General features: G+C 48.1%; 19 protein-coding genes. 5 read left to right on the top strand and 14 right to left on the bottom strand.

What is annotated here, in order from left to right:
- Window positions 1-24: 24 nt before the first annotated feature.
- The 3 genes from CRO57_RS17240 to CRO57_RS17230 all read left to right on the top strand — a co-directional run bounded on the left by CRO57_RS17240 (window position 25) and on the right by CRO57_RS17230 (window position 3,538).
- The gene (locus CRO57_RS17240) at window positions 25-1,074 is read left to right on the top strand and encodes an SIS domain-containing protein (RefSeq protein ID WP_170956152.1); all 1,050 of its coding nucleotides are present in this window, start codon (window positions 25-27) and stop codon (window positions 1,072-1,074) included.
- Window positions 1,074-2,246, top strand: a complete 1,173-nt coding sequence (gene nagA / locus CRO57_RS17235) for an N-acetylglucosamine-6-phosphate deacetylase (protein WP_097154716.1) — start codon at window positions 1,074-1,076, stop codon at window positions 2,244-2,246. The genes CRO57_RS17240 and nagA overlap by 1 nt, the downstream gene beginning before the upstream one ends.
- 215 nt (window positions 2,247-2,461) lie before the next feature.
- Window positions 2,462-3,538: a Gfo/Idh/MocA family protein gene (locus CRO57_RS17230; RefSeq protein WP_097154715.1), complete on the top strand. Its 1,077-nt coding sequence runs from the start codon at window positions 2,462-2,464 to the stop codon at window positions 3,536-3,538.
- Between the two features lie 18 nt (window positions 3,539-3,556).
- Here the strand turns inward: CRO57_RS17230 and CRO57_RS17225 are convergent, their stop codons facing one another.
- From CRO57_RS17225 to CRO57_RS17210, 4 genes are read right to left on the bottom strand one after another with little or no spacing between them, the layout of a single operon-like run.
- Window positions 3,557-4,315, bottom strand: a complete 759-nt coding sequence (locus CRO57_RS17225; RefSeq protein ID WP_097154714.1) for an iron ABC transporter ATP-binding protein — start codon at window positions 4,313-4,315, stop codon at window positions 3,557-3,559.
- A complete protein-coding gene (locus CRO57_RS17220; protein WP_097154713.1) occupies window positions 4,312-5,268 on the bottom strand; it encodes an iron chelate uptake ABC transporter family permease subunit in 957 nt (318 codons plus the stop codon). Before CRO57_RS17220 ends, CRO57_RS17225 begins: the two co-directional genes overlap by 4 nt.
- Window positions 5,262-6,254: an ABC transporter permease gene (locus tag CRO57_RS17215; protein ID WP_097154712.1), complete on the bottom strand. Its 993-nt coding sequence runs from the start codon at window positions 6,252-6,254 to the stop codon at window positions 5,262-5,264. The genes CRO57_RS17220 and CRO57_RS17215 overlap by 7 nt, the downstream gene beginning before the upstream one ends.
- A 16-nt stretch (window positions 6,255-6,270) precedes the next feature.
- Window positions 6,271-7,188 (bottom strand): siderophore ABC transporter substrate-binding protein, encoded by a 918-nt coding sequence (locus CRO57_RS17210; RefSeq protein WP_097154711.1) that lies wholly within the window; start codon window positions 7,186-7,188, stop codon window positions 6,271-6,273.
- A 271-nt stretch (window positions 7,189-7,459) separates the two neighbouring features.
- On the opposite strand from CRO57_RS17210, the gene CRO57_RS17205 reads away from it, so the two are divergent.
- Entirely contained in the window at window positions 7,460-7,918 is a 459-nt protein-coding gene (locus tag CRO57_RS17205; protein ID WP_097154850.1) for a MarR family winged helix-turn-helix transcriptional regulator, read from the top strand.
- A 90-nt stretch (window positions 7,919-8,008) separates the two neighbouring features.
- On the opposite strand, the gene CRO57_RS17200 is transcribed toward CRO57_RS17205, so the two are convergent.
- From CRO57_RS17200 to CRO57_RS17170, 7 genes are all read right to left on the bottom strand, one after another.
- The gene (locus CRO57_RS17200) at window positions 8,009-10,027 is read right to left on the bottom strand and encodes a TonB-dependent receptor domain-containing protein (RefSeq protein WP_210200917.1); all 2,019 of its coding nucleotides are present in this window, start codon (window positions 10,025-10,027) and stop codon (window positions 8,009-8,011) included.
- 326 nt (window positions 10,028-10,353) lie between these two features.
- A complete protein-coding gene (locus CRO57_RS17195) occupies window positions 10,354-12,285 on the bottom strand; it encodes a sensor histidine kinase (RefSeq protein WP_097154710.1) in 1,932 nt (643 codons plus the stop codon).
- Complete coding sequence (locus tag CRO57_RS17190) at window positions 12,270-13,181, bottom strand: phosphate/phosphite/phosphonate ABC transporter substrate-binding protein (protein WP_210200916.1); 912 nt, start codon at window positions 13,179-13,181, stop codon at window positions 12,270-12,272. The genes CRO57_RS17195 and CRO57_RS17190 overlap by 16 nt, the downstream gene beginning before the upstream one ends.
- A gap of 104 nt (window positions 13,182-13,285) precedes the next feature.
- On the bottom strand, window positions 13,286-14,461 hold the full coding sequence (locus CRO57_RS17185; RefSeq protein WP_097154709.1) for an HD domain-containing phosphohydrolase: 1,176 nt from the start codon (window positions 14,459-14,461) through the stop codon (window positions 13,286-13,288).
- A gap of 20 nt (window positions 14,462-14,481) precedes the next feature.
- On the bottom strand, window positions 14,482-15,492 hold the full coding sequence (locus CRO57_RS17180; protein WP_097154708.1) for a response regulator: 1,011 nt from the start codon (window positions 15,490-15,492) through the stop codon (window positions 14,482-14,484).
- Between the two features lie 2 nt (window positions 15,493-15,494).
- On the bottom strand, window positions 15,495-16,907 hold the full coding sequence (locus CRO57_RS17175; protein ID WP_097154707.1) for a PAS domain-containing sensor histidine kinase: 1,413 nt from the start codon (window positions 16,905-16,907) through the stop codon (window positions 15,495-15,497).
- Complete coding sequence (locus tag CRO57_RS17170) at window positions 16,877-17,422, bottom strand: heme NO-binding domain-containing protein (RefSeq protein WP_097154706.1); 546 nt, start codon at window positions 17,420-17,422, stop codon at window positions 16,877-16,879. Before CRO57_RS17170 ends, CRO57_RS17175 begins: the two co-directional genes overlap by 31 nt.
- A 155-nt stretch (window positions 17,423-17,577) precedes the next feature.
- Here CRO57_RS17170 and CRO57_RS17165 point away from each other — a divergent pair, with 155 nt between their 5' ends.
- On the top strand, window positions 17,578-18,666 hold the full coding sequence (locus CRO57_RS17165; RefSeq protein WP_097154705.1) for a response regulator: 1,089 nt from the start codon (window positions 17,578-17,580) through the stop codon (window positions 18,664-18,666).
- A 390-nt stretch (window positions 18,667-19,056) separates the two neighbouring features.
- Here CRO57_RS17165 and CRO57_RS17160 read toward each other — a convergent pair whose 3' ends face one another.
- Genes CRO57_RS17160 through CRO57_RS17150 form a run of 3 tightly spaced genes read right to left on the bottom strand, consistent with a single transcriptional unit; the run spans window position 19,057 to window position 21,564 of the window.
- Window positions 19,057-19,500 carry a RidA family protein gene (locus CRO57_RS17160; protein ID WP_425291288.1) on the bottom strand — a complete coding sequence of 148 codons (444 nt, stop codon included), beginning with the start codon at window positions 19,498-19,500 and terminating at the stop codon, window positions 19,057-19,059.
- 26 nt (window positions 19,501-19,526) lie between these two features.
- Window positions 19,527-20,723, bottom strand: coding sequence for a kynureninase (gene kynU / locus CRO57_RS17155; RefSeq protein WP_097154704.1), 1,197 nt, complete (start codon window positions 20,721-20,723; stop codon window positions 19,527-19,529).
- Between the two features lies 1 nt (window position 20,724).
- Window positions 20,725-21,564 (bottom strand): tryptophan 2,3-dioxygenase, encoded by an 840-nt coding sequence (locus CRO57_RS17150; RefSeq protein ID WP_097154703.1) that lies wholly within the window; start codon window positions 21,562-21,564, stop codon window positions 20,725-20,727.
- Window positions 21,565-21,595: the final 31 nt, after the last annotated feature.

Genomic DNA, 21,595 nt, shown 5'->3' with positions numbered 1-21,595 from the left:
CTGCCAAGCAAAGGACTTGCCCCTATGATTGATTGCCTTGGTCACAACCAGACGCAAACCCTGATGGCTTGCGAGGCCCTGCAAGCTCCCGACTGCGTGGAACGGCAAATCTCGACCAATCAAGAAAAGTTTGCTGATCTGGCTCGAAAAATACCATTGGAGAAAATCCGCCTTGTCATGACATGCGCCCGAGGCAGCTCCGATCACGCTGCGAGCTATGGCAAATATCTGATCGAAACCCGCATGGCTATCCCGGTTTCATCGGCCCCACCTTCCATCGCTTCCCTCTATCAGGTCTCGATGAATCTCAAGAATGTTCTTTTCATTCTTGTCTCTCAATCAGGCCGCAGTCCAGATCTGGTTGCTAATGCAAAATGGGCCAAGGAGAATGGGGCATTTGTTCTGGCTTTCGTGAATGACGTAAATTCTCCAGTCGCCGAACAAGCCGATATGGTGATCTCGTTGGAGGCAGGCAAGGAAGTAAGCGTCGCCGCCACCAAGAGCTTTATTGCATCTCTTGCAGCCTTTGCTCAGTTGGTTGCCAGCTATTGCCCAGATCAAACACTGGCTACAGCGCTTCCAACTCTGCCGGAGATATTGCAGCAAAGCCAAACCAAGGACTGGACGGACTTTGCCCCGATTTTCGCAGCCAGCCCGTCTCTTCTAACCATCGGCAGGGGTGTATCCTATGGCGTGGCACAGGAAGCCGCGTTGAAATTCAAGGAGACATCCGTGCTGCATGCGGAAGCTTTTTCATCTGCCGAAGTGCGACACGGACCTCTTGGTTTGCTGCGCGATAATATGCCGTTTTTGGTATTCAGCCAGAATGACGAATGCCGCAAGGATTTGCAGACATTGGCATCAGACCTGCGCCAACGCGGTGCCCGGGTATTCTGGGCAGATCAAGCAGATGATCACGCTTTTGCGCTGCCAGTTGTACCTGATTTACATCCTGCCCTTGCACCAATCGCAGCAGTATCGAGTTTCTATCAACTGGCGAACACGGTGGCATTTTTACGCGGATATGATCCTGATAAGCCAAAACATCTCAAAAAAGTAACGGAGACAGTGTGATGAAGCAGCTTCTCCGAAGAGCTCGAATTTTTGATGGTAAGGTATTTCACGAAAATAAGGCTTTAGGTCTTATCGATGATCAGATTGATGCCATTCTGGAAGAGCCCGTTAATCTGTCAGATTGGGATGAAGTTCATGATCTGGACGGCCTAATTCTCTGCCCCGGTTTCATTGATGTTCAGGTCAATGGCGGCGGCGGTGTCATGATCAATGGCCAAACTGACTTGGATGGTCTGAAAATCATGGCCGAAGCCCACAGGGCTTATGGCACCACCACAATGCTGCCGACTTTAATCTCAGATGAGCTATCTGCCATGCGTCATGTGGCAGTCCTGACCAAAGAGGCATTGGCTCTTTCTGCCGAGGAGAAAGGTGACAACAGCATTGGATCGGTAAAGGGTGTTCATTTTGAAGGGCCATATTTGAACCCTGAGCGTAAGGGCGTCCATAAAAAGGAGATCTTGCGAGGGGTCGATGAAGAGGCTTTGGCACTTTATTCCGATCCCTCTCTCGGCATTCGTCTGGTGACTGTGGCTCCAGAAATTGCCGGGGTGGATTTCATCTCGGCTCTGAATGAGCGAAATGTGCTCACCTGTGCGGGTCATTCCGCTGGAAGTTTTGACGAAATCACCAATGCTCTCAAAAACGGCTTGCGCGGTTTCACTCATCTTTTCAATGCCATGACACCGCTCAATAGCCGCGAACCCGGCGTAGTCGGCGCAGCACTTCATGATGAAGAAAGTTGGTGCGGACTGATTGTCGATGGGTATCACGTTCATCCCGCGACACTGGAGGTCGCAATCAAAGCCAAGCCGAAAGGCAAGATGATGCTAGTCACTGATGCAATGGCCAGCGTCGGGGCGAAGGACAAAAGTTTCGATCTATATGGTCAGACCATCGTTGCCGTAGATGGAAAATGCCAAACGAAAACTGGAACATTGGCCGGATCAGATCTCGATATGATTGGTGCCGTGCGCAATTGCGTCGAGATGCTGAACCTACCTTTGTCCGAAGCTTTGCGCATGGCATCACTTTATCCAGCACAATTCATGAAACAGGGTGCCAATCTGGGTTCCGTCGGCCCTGGATTAATCGCTGATTTGGTCGCATTCGATATGCAAAGCTGGAATGTCGCGCATAGCTGGATTGGTGGCCAACATCAAAAGCACTAGTGTGGTGGAATTGGAATAGGTATCATTTATCAGCAGGTTCTCTTGCCTATTTCAATTCCTAAAACCACGCTAGAAACATATGTTTGCTAGTCACCCTTTCGAATCTGAAGTTCGTTCGGTGCTCGCTGAAAAATGTGACGAACTTTAGATTCGGGTGACTAGGTTTAGCTCGCTTCATTTTTTCGAAGTGATCTATTGGGAGAAGGGGAAGGTTGATGTCTGAAAAAGTCCGAATTCTGGTGGTTGGTCTTGGCAATATGGGTTTGTCCCATGCCAGAGCGTATCTGCGTATGGACGGTTTTGAAATTGTCGGCCTCTGCAGCCGCAAGGCAACCAGCATGGATCTTGACGCCATTTATGATGGCATCCCTCGCTATAACGACTATGAAGAAGCTTTGGCGACCAGCAAACCAGATGCCGTCTGCATCTGCACTTACCCAGACACCCATGCAGACTATGCCCGAAAAGCATTTTCTGCTGGTGCTGATGTTTTCCTTGAAAAACCAATAGCGGAAACAGTGGAAGAAGCTCGCTCAGTTGTTGCCATGGCTAGCGAGATGGGACGTAAGCTGGTCATCGGTTATATCCTGCGCCATCATCCAAGCTGGAGTCATTTTGTCGAGGAAGCCCATAAACTGGGCAAGCCTTTGGTCATGCGGATGAATCTCAATCAGCAAAGTTCCGGTGATACCTGGACGGTTCATAAGAACCTGATGAAATCCCTCTCTCCCATAGTTGATTGTGGAGTGCATTATCTGGACATGATGTGTCTGATGACACGTGCGCGGCCACTCAAGGTTCATGCCATTGGTGCGCGGCTCAGTGATGAGGTAGCAACGGACCAGTATAATTACGGCCAGCTGCAAGTGACATTCGATGATGGGTCTGTCGGCTGGTATGAAGCTGGCTGGGGTCCGATGATGAGTGAAACGGCCTTTTTCATCAAGGACGTGATCGGTCCCAAAGGGTGCGTCTCCATTGTCGCGACGGAACAAGCGGATCCTGATCGCGCATCAGATGATATTGATAGTCACACCAAGACCAGCGCCTTGCGCGTCCATTCCGCCCATCTGGATGGGGCAGGGGAGTTTGCCAAGGGTGATGAGATCATCAATATGGAAGATGAACCTGGTCACGATGATTTATGCCTGCGCGAGCAGCAATTCTTCCTTGATGCGATCCGTTCTGATCGCGATCTTTCAGATCATATGCAGGACGCCATCAATTCTCTCGCCATCGTGCTAGCGGCAGACAAGTCGGTCAAAAGCGGTGAGATCATCTTGCTGGATTGACGCCATAATTGGCCTAAATCAGCTATAATGCATGACCACTTTCCTATCGCCGATCTGATGAATATCGACCGTGATACCAAAGATATCTTCTATAGTTTGAGGAGCCAGGATCTTGTCAGCAGGGCCGCTTGCAACCAACTGCCCTTCTCGCAAGCCAACGATCCAATCGGCATAGCTCGCAGCATAATTGATCTCGTGCAAGACGATGATAATCGTCTTGCCAGTTTTGTGTGCCAGAGATTGAAGCTGCTGCATCAAGGCGCGAGAACTGGCCATATCCAGGTTGTTCAGCGGCTCGTCCAGCAACAGATAGTCAGTATCCTGCGCATATGTCATAGCCACAAAGGCCTTTTGCCGCTGGCCGCCTGATAATTCATCCAGAAAACGCGGTGCCAAATCCGTCAGCTTAAAAACATCAAGTGTTTCAGAAACTTTCTTGTGGTCTTTTGCTGTTGGCCGCCCTTTGTGATGGGGGAAGCGGCCAAAGCTGACCAGATCCTGCAAGGTCAAACGAGAGGTGATTGTGTTTGATTGTGTGAGGATGGCCAGTTTCTTGGCCAGTTCCGTGCTGGATGTTCCCGATACATCCATCCCGTCAATTGAAATGCTGCCTGTTTGCAAGTCCTGCAATCGAGAGATCAGAGACAGGAGCGTGGATTTGCCCGCACCATTTGGGCCAACCAGTGCTGTGATCTGTCCTTTCGGCAATTGGGTGGAAATCTCCTTCAAAATCGGAGCGTTACCAATCGTGTGTTGAATGGAAGAGATTTCAATCATCGGGCAGCTCCCCGCAGAATAAGAAGAAGAAAAGTCAAACCACCAAGGAACTCAACGACCACAACCAAAGGGGTCGAATAATTCAAGACCTGTTCCAGAACAACCTGGCCACCAATGAGAACGCAAGCCGACATCAATGAGGCTGCAGGCAAAAGGATCGCGTGGCGGTGAGTAGGCAGAAGCTGGTAGGTGAGGTTACTCACCAGAAGACCAAAGAAAGCAATTGGGCCGACCAAAGCAGTTGAGATGGAGACCAGGCAGGCAATAATGATCAGGATCGTATAGAGCCGTCGCTTATAGGGAACACCCAGATTGATGGCGACTTCTTTGCCAAGGGCCATAACATCCAATTGATGACGATAATGCCAAGCAGCTGCGAGAGCCCCCACTGTCAGCAAACTTGATATCATTAGCAAATCACTATTGATGTGACTGAAATTGGCCACGGAACTGGTGGCAGCAATGACGAAATCGTTGGGATCAATGACACGCTGCATGAATGACGTGATCGAGCGAAACAACACACCGAAAATGATGCCTGTCAGCAGCAATCGATGCAGGTCATCTCCACTGACTTGACTTGAATTGCCCAGTAGAGTTCCAAATAGCGCCAAAGATGTCAGCATCATGATGATGAAGGATAGGAAGAGGGGGATCTCTTGCGGCAAGCTGGCAAAACCAAACCCGCCTAGTACAAAAATCATCAATGTTTGCAGCAAAACATAAAGTGCATCAAAGCCCATGATGGATGGCGTCAGAATTCGATTGCGACTTAGGGTCTGAAACAGAAGGGTCGCGACCGAAATAGCAGTTGCTACCAAAGTGATCCCTAGCACTTTGGTGCCGCGAAACTGAAGGATAAAATCCCAGTTGCCCCGCGAATTGATCGTCAGGAATGCCAGGCAGGAAAGCAGATATAACCCAACGAGACAGGACATACGGCGCGTCAGCATTTCGAGGCCTCGCGCTTGTCAGAATTCGAACCCCGTTTCGTTGTTGCTGGCATATAGAGAATCCATAGGAAAATCACAGCGCCAACGATACCGAATATGGTTCCAACCGGAATTTCAAACGGATAGCGAACCAGTCTGCCGATCAAATCAGAGACCAGAACCAGACAGGCTCCCATCAATGCGGTTACTGGCAGGGTCTGGCGAAGATTATCTCCCAACCAGCGAGAAATGATATTGGGCACGACCAATCCGACAAAGGGGATCATGCCGACAGTTACAACCGTCATGGCGGTGATGAGAGAGACAATAAGTAGTCCGAGCCGGACAATCTGCTGATAGTTCAGGCCAAGATTGATGGAGACATTCTTGCCAAGGCCAAGGATGGCGAACTGATCGGCCACAAAATAGGCCAGCAAAGTCAATATTCCTGCCAACCATAACAATTCATACCGGCCTTGCAAAATGCCGGAAAACTCGCCATTGAACCAGACCTCGATATATTGCAGCAGATCGGTCTGATAGCCGATGAATGTAACGATCGCGCCGATAACACCTCCATAGGCAATACCAACCAAAGGCACAAGCAAAGGCTGATGGGGTGGCAATCTACGCACCAGCATCAGAAAGCCTGCCGTTCCGGCAAGCGCAACAAGGCAGGCAATCAGCATCTTTGTAAAAATCGAAGCGGCCGGCATGAAAAAGGTGACAAGAAGAACACCCAAGGCAGCACTGGATCCCGACCCCGCAGTCATTGGCTCCACGAAGCGATTGGCAACGATCATTTGCATGATCAATCCCGCAACCGCCATGGAAGACCCTGTCAGAATGATTGCCACCGTACGCGGAATTCTACTGATAGCCATGACCGACATGGTGCGATCCGCACTGAACAGAGCAGCGGGACTGACATCAATCACACCAATGAACAGGCTTGCCACTACTCCAAAAAGGAGCAGTGGCACAGCCACAAACCAGCCTTTGCGCATGTGTATGTTACTCGCTTTACTGCGCTTTGCCGAAGGCGGTGATGATTTCATCCAGAGTATTGGTCATGGATTGGATGCCACCACTTGCGATGTAGATATTGGCTGCATCCAGATAAACAATCTGATTGGATTCCCATGCTTTGGTGTCATGGATAAGCGCATTGTTCAGCGTTTCTTTCGCGGTTACACCTTTGTTGCCAACTGCTGCTGAGCGATCAATCACGATGAGCCAATCGGGATTTGCCTCACGGATGAATTCAAAAGACACAGCCTCACCATGAGTGGCTTCTTCCACATTCTTGATGGCTTCAGGCAGCTCGATTGCTTCATGCAGCCAGCTGAAACGACCCGACGCGCCATAGGCAGAAATCTTTGGACCGTTGGTAAGAATGATCAAAGCATTGCCTTTGTCTTTCACGGTATTTTTGGCTTCAGCAATCTTTGCTTCAAAGGCTGCAAGGTGGGTTTTTGCATCCTTCTCTTTGCCAAACAAAGCACCATAAGCAGCAAGACGTGCTTTGGCCTGACCGATGATATCTTCACCCCAGACGGTCATATCGATGGTTGGCGCAATCTTGGTCATGGCATCATATTGCTTGGAGGACCGACCACCAACGACAACGAGATCTGGCTGAAGCGCGTGAATGGCCTCGAAGTCCGGTTGGAACAAACTTCCAGTTTTCTGGGCATCGTCACCCAAATCCTTTAGATAGTCGACATAAAGCCGCTCCGGAACACCAACTGGTTTGACACCGAGCAGATCGATCGTATCCAGAGCCGTAATATCCATTACGGCGATTTTTGCCGGCGTGGAAGGTAGTTCTGCCATGCCACGTGGTGTCTTGATTTCAATATCTGCGGAATGTGCTGGAGCAGTCGCCAGCATGCCCAAAATAAGGGAAGCTGCGCCAGCATTCCGGATGCAGTTGAACATGATGCGCCTCTTTTCAGCTAAGATGTGGGTATGTGCGATAATGTTGCGTAACCCATGGAATTGTGATGCGTTTTTGCGTTAACTTGAGTTCCATTATCAATAAATAAATCTTTGGAAAAGTGGAAGATAAAATTCAATTTTTCAAACGATTTTGAGTGTTTTTCAAAGGAAACGGTGATCTAGACAATCCCGGTTTCTGCTAAAGATGTTAGAAAGCATTTCAGCTCCGACCGGGCTGCATATGCCAAGACCAAAAAACAGGGCCAAAGTCATGAAATCCCTTGAAGAGATTCAACAAGAACCGCACGAACAGCTGATCAATCGTGTCTGGATCCACATGTACCGCGCCCATCGCTATCTCTATCCGAAAATGGAAAAGCACCTCCGAAAACACGGATTTGACAGTCCGTTTTGGCATGAGGCCCTGGTTGAAATTGAAAGAGCAGGGGAAGATGGCATTCGCTCCACCGACCTGCTTTCAAGATTGCATATGGCCCAGTTCAATATGTCCCGGCATCTATCGCGAATGGAGAAAAAGGGACTGATCGAGCGCGTGCCTTGCGAGAAGGACCGACGTGCACATTTTTTGAGGATCACTCCCTATGGCACCCAGGCCAACAAGGAAATTTGGCCACACTATATGGAAATCATTCAAGAGGAGCTGAACGACAAGCTGACCAAGGAAGAGGCGTTTCAGTTCTTCAGCACCCTCATCAAACTCTATCGCTAAGTTCGAGCTTAAGCTCAGCAAAAAGAAACCCCGAGAGACCAGCTCCCGGGGTTTTTTATGCATTCCGTCCAGCATTAGGAACGCATAAGGTCAGAACTTGTATTTGACTGTTGCAAGGAAAGAACGACCAGGCTCACTCAACTCGGTCACTGAGTTGTAATCGCCACCATATGTTCCTCGATCTGCATAGTCTTTGTCGAAGATATTGTTCGCCGCCAATCGAAGTGACAAGCCCTTCACCTGCTCGGGCTCATATTCTGCAAAGAGATTGACCACGGTATAGCCTTCAAGATCTTTCGACGAGCCTGTTGATCCGGTATCATAATCCAGAGCGGCATCAATATTACCACCAACCGTCAGATTATAAGGCTGGAAAGTATGCGCGATATTGAAGGCAATGACCTGACCAAGTGGGGCAGCAAGATCCAAAGCTGTATAGGAATCTGACTTGATATTGTCGACCTTCACCGAGTTGTTCGAGTAGGTCAGCTTTGCAAAACCATTTTGCCAATTGTAACCCAAACCGACATTGAAGCCTTGGGTTACAAAATCAACATTGTTGCGGGTCATCACTTTGGTCTTGTAATTATAGACCGAGCTACGCGCATTTTTGACATCGGTCTGATAGACTTCACCAGATAGCGTGAAGTTCCATTTCTTTGCTTCAAATCCCGCAGTGACATTTTGAGATCTAGCAGGCTTCAAGCCTGTATAGTTCCAAGCTTTTTCAAACGTGTAATTGTCTTCCAGCGCAATTCCGCCAAAGACATTGGCGTAACCAGCCTTCAAGATCAGGCCATCAACAATCTCATAGGCAGCAGATGCATTGCCACTCAGACCACTAACATCGAACTTCTGACCAGCAACACCTTCGAATTTTTGGGCATCAAAGCGAGTGCCGAAAGAGAGCTTCAAAGGATCAATTGGCTGCAGGCGCACCTGCGCAAATGCACCAATATTGAGGCTCTCTTCTTCATTCTCAACACTTGGACCGGAATAGGTCGATCCCTTTTTGTAGAAATCAAATCCGGTGGTAACGGTGTTCACATCAGCAAAGTGGAAGCTGTTTGCAACCTTACCGTTAAGAGTGTTGGAGACACCTTTACTGCCATAAGGGACCGGCACAGCGATTTCATTCTCACTGAAACCGAGGTTTACTTCTGGATCCCAGAAATCAGTCGGTGCATCTGTATAGAAATTAAAAGAGAAGTTCTTGCGGATAGAGTCATAGAGGCGAACCGTTTGTGTAGGCTTGCTTGGCAAAGCACCAAAGTTCGCACGATAAGGTCGCAAAGAGGAATCGCGCAATATCTGAGCAGCAGCTTCGAAACGGTTGTTACTTTCGGTGGTGAAGCCAGCTTTGAGCATCAAGCTTTGAAGATCTGCGGCAGTTCCTGGAATTTTCCAATCATCACCTGTTGTATATTCCTCGCCCTTGGCATTTTTGGCATATCCGAGAAAATCAAATCCGCCTTGGCGTCCGTAAAGCGTGAGCGATTCACTGAATGTTTTGGAATTGCTGTCCGCACTGAGAATGACTTTACCACCAGCGGTCTGGCCATCTTCAAGAAGATCAAGTGCATCCTTTGTTTCAAAGGCCACAGATCCGGCAATAGCATTTGGCCCGGAGTCTGCTGCTGCGACGCCAGCATCGACGCGAACAGCCTTCAAGAGACCGGGATCAATAGAGTTTGCCGTGACATGATGGAAGGACCGGTTATTCTGCATTGCCCCATCGATGGTAACATTCAGGTTCAGCATATCCACGCCATTGACATAGATTTTTTGAGCGATTGGAATACCGCCACCAACTGTAACAGAAGCTTCTTCAGCAAATAGATCTTTCAGATCGCCGGTCTCTGCTGCCTGAACAGCAGTCTCCGAGATATAAATCGAGGTATTACGATCAGCGGCCTCAGCAAAACGGTCACCATTGTAGTTGCCAACAACAACTATGGTCTCGAGTGCTTCCGAGCCAATTTCTTCTGCAACTTGATCCTGCATACCAGGAGCTTCTGCTTCTTGAGCTAAGCCTGCTCCTGATGTGTGGATCAAAAGCAAACTTGCGGTGGCAACGCTACATAGCCAATGCGCCTTGTTCATGCCCATCTGATTTCCCTTCAGCCTTCTGCCCGTCCGTCAGCTTTCATCTTCGTTCATGCGAAGTTTTTATGAATTGTGGACTCATATTATTCAGGGTGGACTATATCGGAAATCCAAAAACATGCAATTGCATATTTATAAATTGAGTGGAATTTTCAACTTTTGTTAATAATCTTGTTTTCTTATTTTATTCAAATATTTATATAGTTTTTGATTATGATTTAAAGAACCGAACCGGTTTTCACGGCTGGGAAGCCATATGGCGAGTGACATAATTATCAGCTTCATCGCCTGTATTCGGAGACCGCTAAAATCTGGCAATCTTCCAGATATCATGCAGCTTTATATGTCCTTTTGAAGGGGAGAGAAAAAGTGAAGCAGCTGCCCTGATCTGGTTTGGACGACACGTCAAACGCACCACCATGATCCCGCTCGACAATCCGCTGACATAGCGCCAAACCATGCCCTGTCCCTCTTCCGGGTTCTTTGGTCGTATAGAGCGTATCAAAGATTTTTGGCAACTGATCTTCCGGGATCCCGCAACCATTATCGCGAATGGCAATTGAAATGCTCTCGCCGTGATTTTTTAGCTCGATATCAATTTTGCCATCAGAACGGTGGGTGTCTTCAATTGCATGAAAGGCATTGCTTACAAGGCTATGAATAACCTGATTGATCTGTGTGCGGTTGCACGAAATACTCGCCAAACGATCATCTGATGGAGCATTCACATCGATTTTGATATCTGACTTAAGATCCATTTGAGAGATTTTCAGGCTCGTTTGAATTGCTTCCTTGAGATTGACAAGTTCCTTTTCACCGCTATCAGCCGACGCAAATTGTTTGAAGGTTACAATCTGGTCGCGAATACGTTGAATACCTGTTTGCATCTCGTTTACTGCCTGTGGCAGCTCTTCGTGAAGGAAATCCCAATCAGCTGTTTCCATCGCCTGAGACAGATGAATCTCGGTTAATGAGCCGGTCTTTTTGCTTCGATCCCGGAGGTCATTTATCATGCTGCAGAGATCGCTCACCCCAGATGCAACAAAGGCAATATTATCGGATATGAATTGTACGGGTGTATTGATTTCGTGCGCCATGCCACCTGCCATTGTACCGAGAGCCTCGGTTTTGTGGCGCTGCATCAGCTCCATCTGCAATTGTCGATTTTCCTCAAGTGTCTCATACAATTGCGTAACATCGGTCTGTACCAGAACAATTCCACCGTTGGACATGGTCTGCTGGGCAATCAATAGATGGCGGCCATCCTTCAGGTTATGTTCCCAGCGTCTATGGCGGTCCGGGTTGTGCAACTTGTCCAGTGCGGACTGAAGAAAACTGGCTTGATCTTTTTTATGGAAGGATGATTGAGCGAAAAAGAGGGTTCGAGCGGATTTTATTGACCCGTTTGTGACCTTGTCAGTCAGATTATAACATGCCTCATATGACTTATTCATCAGAACGATGTCTTCATTCTTATCAAAGATGACTACACCATCCTGCATGCTGTCCAATGCATCACGCAGTGTATTCTCAGCAAACTCACGTCCGGATTCTGCTTTCAGACGCGCCTCTTCTGCCAAGTCGGCATAGCGTCGCAGGGACTGCGACATCTGGTTGAAACTGATTGCCGTATCAGCAAGTTCGTCTTTGCCACGAACGGAAATCTGGTGGCCAAAGTCTCCAGTTGCAACCTGTTTGGCTCCTGCTTTCAGAGAACGCAGTTGCCTCGTAAGATAGGTACCCAGAATCCAACCCGCGAGGGCAACAAGAACCATTTCCGAAAGGGCAATGGATGCCATCCATTTGAACGCCGCAGCAATGGTGGTTTCCAGTTTCGCAGTGGAAAGGCCCAGCTCGATTTGGCCAAAATTTGTACCAGCAATCTGCACGGGTGCGGAGACGTCAAGCCTCTGATCAGATTGCGCAGCATCAATGGTATTGTCTTCTCTAAAAGTTTGCCCCAGCGCATTGTCATCACCTCCCTGACTGAGTACCTGACCCGACTGATTGCGAATGCGAAGATAGACAATATCTTCGTTTTGGAGGCTTTGTTCGATCAAGGCATCAAGAGTAGCCAGATCAACTGCAATCACTGCATCTGCTGTCATGGTAGCGACGAGTTTTGCCGTAGATTGACCTCTTTGCAGCAATTGATCCTGATTTGACACGGTCAGATAGTGAAGACCGCTGACAATCAAGATTGTCAGGAGTAAAGCTTCAATCGCTGCAATACCCAGAATTGTTTTTAGCCTGAATGACATTGCAAGCTGTTATCCTTGATGATTTCTGTTTGCTTATCAGTCAAATTTAGGGAACGAACATCATCCCAATCTGAATCTTTTGCGATGGAAAATGCCTTCATGCCCAAGGATTTCAATACAGGATCCCGCTGAATGTTCATGTCGGCCATGGTGGCAGTAATCTTTTGAACTATATCCGGGGAGATCCGTGCATGAGCCGCAAAAGCATGAGGCGTATAACCGTCAGTTTTATATAGGATACGCAGCTTGTCCCTTATTCCTTGGGGAATATTACCAAACGTGCGCATTACCCCGCCACCTGCGGGAAACAGACCGGCAGCAACCGAGCGGTAAACAGAATCATGGGAACGAACATAAACGGGAGAAACATTCATATTTCGCTGTTTCATTTCAGCGCGTGGAATGACACTGGCTCCAAAAGCAGCTGGCGAGGGAAAAGCAATTTCCATCTTGTTCAACTGTTCAAGTGATTGATAGTCGCTTGACTTGGGTATGATGATGATCCCCTTCAGTTTCTTGTCAGCTTGACGAGCAAAGGCGCGATAGCCGTCTGCCTTGTTGAAGACAGTGAAATGATAAGGGTTCATATAAGCCAGATCGTAAGCACCTTTGGCCAGACAGGCTTCAAAAGATGGAATATCTTTGGCAGTCGCAAACGTGATTTTGACACCTGTCCTCTCACTCAGATGCTTCATCATGGGAACCCAGGCCTGAGCCAGGCGCGTGGCAGACTGTTGCGGAACAATTCCAAAGATCAATGTTTTGTTTTCACTTGCCTGACCATGAGTGGTCGCGAAGCAGGAAACAAGAGCCAGACTGACCATCCAACAGGCTCGGCGCAAATGACCTGAATAAGGCACCATCTGAGGGGAATTATAGCTAGGCTTGGTAATCATTCTTATCTCCTTTGGAATATGGTTCTCAAAAGCGTCTGATGCTCCTTCGATCTCAATTTTCCTGGCTCTCGATAAAGGGAAACCAGTCTGGATTGTTCTGGCTTTTAGGAAGCTTGTTGCCAGCGGGAAATCTGCACCGCGTCATCAATCAACCCTGCTTCTTGCATGGACTTCAACCGCTTGATGAGGATGGAAGTCAGTTCTGCGCCACTTGCCAGCAAGATGCGCCCTTGCTTGTCCTTGACAGGTTTCATGATCATGTCACCTTCATGTAGGCGTGTGGCGGGCAGATGTTCAAAAACTTGAATTTTAGGGCCGTCATAGCCTTCTTCGTCCTGAAGAAGACGCTTTGCCACTTGAAGGATGCCATTGTCATAAAGATGGGAACAACCGTCGAGTTCCTCGAATGCATCTTGCAGGCTCAGGTCCTGGTCACTGACCAGGTCCACCAAATCAATAAGGATTTTCAACAAACGAGAAACCGCAGGCAGATCATTGCCCTTTATCTCGTCATTGGGGAAACCGGAGCCGTCGTAAGATTTCCGACTGTAATAGATAGCACGTGCCACCCCCTCAAGACGCGGTATATTATCAATCAGTTCCTTGGCAGCCAGAGGAAGGGCCTCGACCAGCTTTTGTTCCTGTGGATCCAGAGGTTCGCCTGAATAATGTCGCGCAGCAATGCTATCGGGAAGTGTAACCGCACCAACTGGATAAAGCATCGTTGCCAGATTGATCTCCCAACCATTGGGCATATCCAGGGTGGGTGCAAGCACCTTGGCCCATTTCTGCACCTTGGAAGTCTTCTTGAAGGCCTCCGGCTTAGCCAGCGACAGCATATCCGTGAGCACCTTCACACTGCCTGAAAGGGTTTGCTCCAGAAGATTTTTCTCGCGCATCAACAAAGCATGATGTTGGGCACCATCCTTTATCGCAGCAAGTAGATCCGCGGGCTGGCAAGGCTTGCGTACGAAACGATAAACTTTGCCATCATTGACAGCTGAGATGGCAGTGTCCTGATCGTCATTACCAGTCAACATGATGCGTACAGTCGAAGGCCATTTCTTGGCTGCTTCTCCCAATAGTGTCACACCCTTCATGGATGGCATATTCTGATCGCTCACAAGCACATCAAATGGACCATTTTGTGCCAATGAATGCAAAGCATCTTCTCCACTCGCCGCAATATAGAGATCAATTTCCTTACGCAGCAGACGTTTGGCCGCTTTCAATAGATTTGTGTCATCGTCAACAAAGAGAACTCTGATTTTTTCCGCCATATAGTGTGTCTCCTGTCGTCTTATTCCGCGGGTGTTGCTGACTGCTGTATTGCAGAAAAAATAAGGTCCAACCGACTTTGCAGCTCCGACTGGGCTGGGACCTTGCCGATCAATCTGGTCATCAAATCGGTCAACCGGTCAGGAAGCCCGAGAAGAGTGACCATATAGGCCGGTATGGATTGCACTGATTGAGCCGATATTTCCTCAGCTGAATTCTGACCTAGGTCCTGAAAAAGACCGGCTGCGAAAATCAGATCCTGCTGATCTTGGGGAATATTATTTTGGGAGCAATAGTCATGGCACAAGATACTGAATTGCTGTGCTTCGCAGGGTTCTGTACTTGTAAAATTACTGGCCAGGGTGCTCTCATGATTCCCAAGCCTTTGAAGGTCCAACAGTTTTGAAATTCTGTTGCTACCAATGGTTTCAACTGCCTTTGTAATATTGCAAGTAGAAACCGGCCTTCCAAAATAGGCTGAGTTGGCAAGTTGCAAAATACGAGCCGAGAGCGCTGCATCACACATGACAAGGCTCGCAATATCTTGCTCGCTCACCTCTTCTTTTTCCAAAAGCAGGCGTAATTGCTCAAAGATCTGTGGTGGTGTTTGCAGGCGCTCCAGATATGAATTTTCTCGCCCCATGTCTGCAAGCCCGAGCATTTCTCGCATATGAAGGGGAGCCTCGATTGCTCTTACAAGTGCCTTTGGGTCGCAAGGCTTGGCCAGAAAACGATGACTGCGTCCGACTGTGCGCATGGTTTGGTCTGGTTCTGCTTCACCCGATAGCATGATGCGAATGGTGCCAGGCCAACGTTGGGATATCTGTTCAAACAGATCCGCTCCATTGACACCCGGCATTCGCATATCGCTTACAACGACATCGGCAGCTCGCTCGGCAAGTGCTTCAAGAGCTGCTTCTCCGCCGTCAACGAATTGCATTTCCCAAATATGACGCTGAGAACGACAGAAACGTTTCAGTCCATTCAATACATTGGGTTCATCATCTACAAACAGAATGAGCGGTTTGACCATGATCAGTCTCCCTGCATACTTGCTTTTTGTGGCAGACAAATAGAGAATTTTGCTCCTTTTCCTTCCTCACCAATGTAACGCAATGTTCCGTCATGCTTCTGATGAATGATGGAGTAGGCGATTGCCAAGCCCTGACCCGATCCTTTGCCGATATCTTTTGTCGTGAAGAAAGGATCAAAAATTCGCTCCTGCATATCGACTGGCACGCCAGGACCATTGTCCGAGATGAGAATTTCGATGCCTTCATCTTTCTGTCGGGTCCGAATGGAAATAACTCCACGATCGCTCATTTCTGCATCTGAAATGGCATCTGCCGCATTGACTATGAGATTGAGCACCACTTGCGAAATCTCACTTGGCATGACCGGAATTTGCGGCAAATTTTCCTCCAGATCCAGATCCAGATCAGCAACATATTTCCATTGATTTCGAGTAACGGCCAAAGTGGTTTCGATCATCTTGTTGATGTCGACATCCACTTTTTCATCCTCACCTGGATGACTGAATTCCTTAATCGCATTGACGATGGTAGCAACCTGTTGAGCACCTTCGAGTGACTGGTTTATAGCTTCTGGCGCTTCTTCAAGCAGATAGGAAAGATCCAATTCATCTTCCTTGTCCTTGCAAGCCAACTGAACTTGCTCAATCAGTGATGGATCGATACCTTGGTTTGCCAAGTTCGCAATATTTGAACGATATGTTTCGATAAGGTTGCGAAGATCCGAGATTGTCTCATCCAGAAATCGCATATTATCGGAGATATACTGGATGGGGGTATTGATCTCATGGGCAACACCACTGGCCAAGGTGCCCAAAGCTTCCATCTTGTGGGTCTGGTTTAGCTCTCGCTCCAGAGCAACACGTTTGGCTTCTTCATGTTTACGCTGGGTGATATCGTTGAAAATCCAGACGGCCCGATCCCATCCCAGATGATCCAGACAAGTGATACCGAATTCCAACGGAAACTCGCTCCCGTCAGCACGACGTCCGGTCGCTTCAAAAAGAGTACGATTGGTCTCCAATTCCGGCTCTGCAGCCAGCATGACGAAGCGGCTGACGTCATCCCAATTGGCGAAAAGTTCCGTGACATCGAAACTTTTTTCCGACTGACCAAACATGTCCAATGCAGCCGGGTTGGCGCGAATGACTGTCATGTCGGTCTGGGTCAGGCAGATTCCTGCCATCGTGTTATCCAGAATGGTATTCAGTTGCAGGCGCTGATTTTCCAAAGAACTTGCTGTGAGCTTCAAGGTTTGATTGGCCTCGAACAATTCTTTGCTCTTTTGCTCCAATAGTTTTTCAGCTTCACGCCGTGCAAGACGTTCCCTGCGCAGCCGATGGGCCATCTGCTCTGACGACAATTCAGCTGATTTTCGATCTTCTTCTACCTGGCCGTTACGATGAAACGAATGCATTGAGCGCCTCCCTCCTGGTTCAAATCCTCGCGATGATAGGTGTGGGTTTGCCCAAAATGATCAATTGCTCCGACAATCAGTCCCTCTGCCAGATCTCCCATCATGCGGTCTGATTTGTAGAGCAACTCGATATCGCCATTCTCCTTGATGCTGGTATCAAGATCGGGAAGGGTTGCATCAGGATAAAGCTTGAGCACTTCACCGTGAATATAGTCATCTACATTGGACAGGAAATCGGTGACGACTGGCACTTCGGAGAAAAATTCCGGGAACAGGATTGAGAAACGCTTCAAGAGGTGGGTGCCGAAAGCCTGAATGAGATCGGATATCTCAATACCTGTCTTTTGAGACAAGGTGATCACAAGAGCGACAATTTCATCATGGGAGTAAGTACCCACACTGGTATAGGCTCCACCGGATGGCAGATTGGAGTCCATAATGACCTGCTCGGCCAGATCCGCCCCAAATTTGGTTTCCATAAGCTCAATGAATTCCGTAAATACTATACCTTTCATGCCAAAAATCTCTCTCCAATAAAAATAAGATATTTGGTAATATATTGATGATCTAGTTGAGTAATTGTTATTAAAATAAAATATAGATATTTAAACTTATCTCATGATTTATGATGAGTTAACATAATATCTGAAAATTGGAGGTGAATACTATAATGAACATTGGTGCTCAAAATATACAGCAATCCAGTACCGAGTCATTCGAGCATGAAAACCTCAAACAAAGACCACGTATTCTTTTTGTTGATGATGAGATACCGATCGTATTGGGTCTCAAACGAAACCTGCGTCAGCATTTTGAAGTTGAAGGTGCCCTTGGAGGACGGCAAGCACTTGATATGATGAAGGAAACTGGCGAGTTCGCTGTTGTTGTCTCCGATATGCGCATGCCTGACATGGATGGTGCAACCTTCCTGAAGGAAGTGCGAAATCTGTTTCCGGCCACTGTTCGTATCATGCTGACAGGAGATCAGGATAGGGACACACCGCAGGAAGCGATCAATCGTGGTGGCGTCTTTCGTCTGCTACACAAACCGTGTGGCGCTGATGACATGGAAAAGATACTTTTGGAAGCACTTCATGAGTATGATCGGGTTAAAGATCAGCGCAAACGGATCGAGAAATTGCTGCATTCCTTTGAGAATGAAATGGCGACTCCCTTGCACATTCTTCTCGAATTTAGTGATCAATGGGCCTCAGATACACATCAACCTGAGTATGTACGCGATTATTGCAGGACAATTTGTGATAAGGTTAAGGAATTATCTGAGCAAACCAATCGCTTTCTGACTTTCATGTCCTTGAAGGATTACCAGTCGAGGGCAAGCACACAATGGCTTGAGCTTCCACTTCTGCTCGAAATAATTAGTGATGCAGTGAGAGGAAAGCTTGTTTCCCGCGACTGTGAATTATCAACTCATGCTTTTTCAGATCTAGAGGGTCTTAAAGTCGAGTTTCGGTCCATGCATATGATTTTATCCATTCTGGTGTCTGCTGCAATCGAGCTGGTTCCTTCAAACAGTCGTTTGCAGCTTCACATTGGTCCAAATATAGATGAGCAACAGAAAGTCTGCATCCGATTGAATGCCATTGTTCCAGATCCGGAGCTTCGATTACCCGCGATTTCCTTGGCACAATTGGAGCAACAATTGGTGGAACAGCTATGTGATTTGCACTCCGGGCATCTGGAATTATCGGACGAAGATAACAATCATCAGATTTTCTCGCTTACGCTGAAGATTTGAACTCGGTGCAACATAGTGAGCTAGTGATGAATGCTTTTCCGTTCCAACGGGGATTTGCGAGTGGATTGTTTATTACTCGCCAGAATTTGTGCTTCTCTTGGCCGCTCGCCGGCGTTCAATCTTGCGGCGTTCTTCTATGGTGATATGAGAATATGTAGGGGAGGGAATTTCCGATAATACGCGCATGTCCTTTCAACTATCAACTTATTGATATCGCTTGAAAGTCGCACTTCGAAATAGAACCCACCCCGGCCACAAAGGCTGCACCTATAATATATCTTATGGAACTTTTTTATATTCGCATAGTTGGCGTTTCAGGAGTGAATATACTCCGCCCATTTTGCTGTAAACACCTGATTGGGCGGAGGTGGTTAGAAGAAGATCAACGGATTATTTGGAAATGTGGGCCGTGGCTTCGATCTCGATCAAAGCTTCGTCTTCGATGAGATCATTAATCACCAACATGGCCATAGCAGGAAAATGTCTTCCAAACACTTTACGATAGACTTGGCCTACTTCCTTTTGTTTTGCGAGATATTCCGACTTGTCTTTGACATACCAGGTAAGGCGGGCAATATCTGTTACATCGCCACCTGCCGCGTTGACAATCGCAACGATGTTGCACAAGGTTTGTTCCATCTGGCCGATAAAGTCCTTGGCAATAAATTCCTTATTCTCGTTCCAACCAATCTGACCGCCAATATGTAGCGTCCCGTCTTTGGCCAGTATACCATTGGCGTAACCAAGGGCCGGTGCCCATCCTTCGGGTTGAATATCTTTCAGGTTCATCATTTCTATCCTTTTAAAATTTCCCGATTGATAGACGTCACCCATCAAGGGGTCTCTCCAAACCTGGCTTTTTACGTTACGCGAGACTTGATTTGGTATTTCGGATTCTGCCACAGATCATGATTGATCACATCTTCAATGATTTTGGCCGCAGCAACCACATTGCCTTCATTCAGATATAACGGAGTGAAGCCAAACCGCATGATATTCGGCGCTCGGAAATCCCCGATCACACCTCGTTCAATCAATGCCTGCATCGCAGGATACCCATGGTCAAAGGCAAAGGAAACCTGCGATCCACGACTATCCGGATCACGCGGCGAGGCAAGGCTTAGCTGCGGACAACGCTGCTCGACCTCGCGAATGAATAGCTCTGACAGAGCAATGGAAGCTGCTCGCAGATCCTCCATCTCCACGCCCTCCCATGCTTTCAAGGCTTCTTGCAAAATGGAAAGCTGAACAATAGGCGGGGTACCGACGCGCATACGCTCGGTGGTCATGGCAGGTCGATAGTCAAGCTCCATGGCAAAAGGAGCATCATGCCCCATCCAGCCAGCAAGGGCAGGCTGGATATCTTCAATGATATCAGGACGCACATAAATGAATGCCGGGGCTCCAGGACCACCATTCAGATATTTATAGGTACAGCCAACGGCAAACTCGGCATTGCATCCAGCCAGATCCAACGGCACGGCACCAGCGCTATGGGCCAGATCCCAGATCATAACCGCACCTGCTTCATGCGCCTTACGGGTAATCTCGCTCATGTCATGCATACGTCCGGATCGGTAATCGACCTGTGTCAGCATCACCACAGCAACATCATCCGTGATAGAGTCTGCAACATCTTCCGGCGCAGGAGTGCGCAATTCATAGCCTTTATCGATGGTCCCTATCAGGCCTTGCGCCATATAAAGATCGGTTGGAAAGTTGCCATTGTCCGAGACAATTATCTTGCGATCCGGGCGCATTTTCAGGGCCGCGGCCAAAGCCTGATAGACTTTGATGGATAGAGTATCACCGGTCGCAACAGAACCAGCGGGTGCACCTATGATAGGAGCGATCTGATCTCCAACCTTCTTTGGCAGAGAGATCCAGTCGGCGCTATTCCAAGCCTTTATCAGCTCTCCACCCCATTCAGATTTGATCACCTGGCTGGCCCGCTCCACAGCACCTTTTGGCAAAGGACCAAGGGAGTTGCCATCGAGATAGAGAATATCGGAAGGAATATCAAAGAGTTCCTTCCGATAGACAGATTGGATCGACATATCAGAGATCTCCACGCAGATGCCATAATTCTGGAAACAGTTCGACGCTCAGCATACGGCGCAGATATTCCACACCAGCCGTACCGCCAGTGCCACGCTTGAAACCGATGACACGTTCTACGGTGGTAACATGATTGAACCGCCAACGGCGAAAATAGTCTTCCAAATCGACCAGCTTCTCGCCCAGCTCGTAAAGCGTCCAATATTGCTCGATATTCTCATAGACCTGCTTCCACTTCTCCTGCACTTCCGGCACAGCCTTATGAGGAGAATCGAGCTGCGGCGCAGGGATATCGGTATCTGGACCGTCAATTGTGGTGAAGAGCAGGCGGATCACATCGTCATAAAAGCTCGGACGTGCAAGCTCATCACTCAGCATTTCATGGATATCCGGCAAATGTGCATGAGGCTTGAGCATATTGGGATTTCTATTGCCCAGCACATATTCGATCATACGATATTGATAGGATTGAAAACCGGATGACGGACCGAGAGCTTCGCGAAATTTGGTATAGTCCGCTGGCGTCATGGTTCGCAACACATCCCACGCATTGTTTAGTTGTTCAAAGATACGCGAGACACGCGCCAGCATCTTGAACATATTGGCGATATCGCCTGAATTAAGAGCATTTCGGGCAGCAGACATTTCATGCAAAGCCAGTTTCATCCAGAGCTCACTGGTCTGATGCTGAATGACAAACAACATCTCATCATGAGCGTCAGATAATGGATGCTGCAGTTCCAGCATTGTCTCCAGTTTCAGATAATCTCCATAAGACATGGCGTCCTTGAAATTCATCCTGGCTCCTTCCGAGCCTGGATTATAGGGTTTATTGCTCATAATTGGTCCTCACCAAAACTTCCTATATTTC

Origin of the sequence: Cohaesibacter gelatinilyticus, assembly GCF_900215605.1 — a bacterium.
GTDB lineage: Bacteria > Pseudomonadota > Alphaproteobacteria > Rhizobiales > Cohaesibacteraceae > Cohaesibacter > Cohaesibacter gelatinilyticus.
This window is presented reverse-complemented; position numbering and strand designations above follow the sequence as displayed.

What these genes read in the sequence shown, in the direction of transcription:
- CRO57_RS17240 (WP_170956152.1), top strand. Translation starts at nt 25, where the DNA reads ATGATTGATTGCCTTGGTCACAACCAGACGCAAACCCTGATGGCTTGC.
- nagA (WP_097154716.1), top strand. Translation starts at nt 1,074, where the DNA reads ATGAAGCAGCTTCTCCGAAGAGCTCGAATTTTTGATGGTAAGGTATTT.
- CRO57_RS17230 (WP_097154715.1), top strand. Translation starts at nt 2,462, where the DNA reads ATGTCTGAAAAAGTCCGAATTCTGGTGGTTGGTCTTGGCAATATGGGT.
- CRO57_RS17225 (WP_097154714.1), bottom strand. Translation starts at nt 4,315, where the DNA reads ATGATTGAAATCTCTTCCATTCAACACACGATTGGTAACGCTCCGATT.
- CRO57_RS17220 (WP_097154713.1), bottom strand. Translation starts at nt 5,268, where the DNA reads ATGCTGACGCGCCGTATGTCCTGTCTCGTTGGGTTATATCTGCTTTCC.
- CRO57_RS17215 (WP_097154712.1), bottom strand. Translation starts at nt 6,254, where the DNA reads ATGCGCAAAGGCTGGTTTGTGGCTGTGCCACTGCTCCTTTTTGGAGTA.
- CRO57_RS17210 (WP_097154711.1), bottom strand. Translation starts at nt 7,188, where the DNA reads ATGTTCAACTGCATCCGGAATGCTGGCGCAGCTTCCCTTATTTTGGGC.
- CRO57_RS17205 (WP_097154850.1), top strand. Translation starts at nt 7,460, where the DNA reads ATGAAATCCCTTGAAGAGATTCAACAAGAACCGCACGAACAGCTGATC.
- CRO57_RS17200 (WP_210200917.1), bottom strand. Translation starts at nt 10,027, where the DNA reads ATGGGCATGAACAAGGCGCATTGGCTATGTAGCGTTGCCACCGCAAGT.
- CRO57_RS17195 (WP_097154710.1), bottom strand. Translation starts at nt 12,285, where the DNA reads ATGTCATTCAGGCTAAAAACAATTCTGGGTATTGCAGCGATTGAAGCT.
- CRO57_RS17190 (WP_210200916.1), bottom strand. Translation starts at nt 13,181, where the DNA reads ATGATTACCAAGCCTAGCTATAATTCCCCTCAGATGGTGCCTTATTCA.
- CRO57_RS17185 (WP_097154709.1), bottom strand. Translation starts at nt 14,461, where the DNA reads ATGGCGGAAAAAATCAGAGTTCTCTTTGTTGACGATGACACAAATCTA.
- CRO57_RS17180 (WP_097154708.1), bottom strand. Translation starts at nt 15,492, where the DNA reads ATGGTCAAACCGCTCATTCTGTTTGTAGATGATGAACCCAATGTATTG.
- CRO57_RS17175 (WP_097154707.1), bottom strand. Translation starts at nt 16,907, where the DNA reads ATGCATTCGTTTCATCGTAACGGCCAGGTAGAAGAAGATCGAAAATCA.
- CRO57_RS17170 (WP_097154706.1), bottom strand. Translation starts at nt 17,422, where the DNA reads ATGAAAGGTATAGTATTTACGGAATTCATTGAGCTTATGGAAACCAAA.
- CRO57_RS17165 (WP_097154705.1), top strand. Translation starts at nt 17,578, where the DNA reads ATGAACATTGGTGCTCAAAATATACAGCAATCCAGTACCGAGTCATTC.
- CRO57_RS17160 (WP_425291288.1), bottom strand. Translation starts at nt 19,500, where the DNA reads ATGGGTGACGTCTATCAATCGGGAAATTTTAAAAGGATAGAAATGATG.
- kynU (WP_097154704.1), bottom strand. Translation starts at nt 20,723, where the DNA reads ATGTCGATCCAATCTGTCTATCGGAAGGAACTCTTTGATATTCCTTCC.
- CRO57_RS17150 (WP_097154703.1), bottom strand. Translation starts at nt 21,564, where the DNA reads ATGAGCAATAAACCCTATAATCCAGGCTCGGAAGGAGCCAGGATGAAT.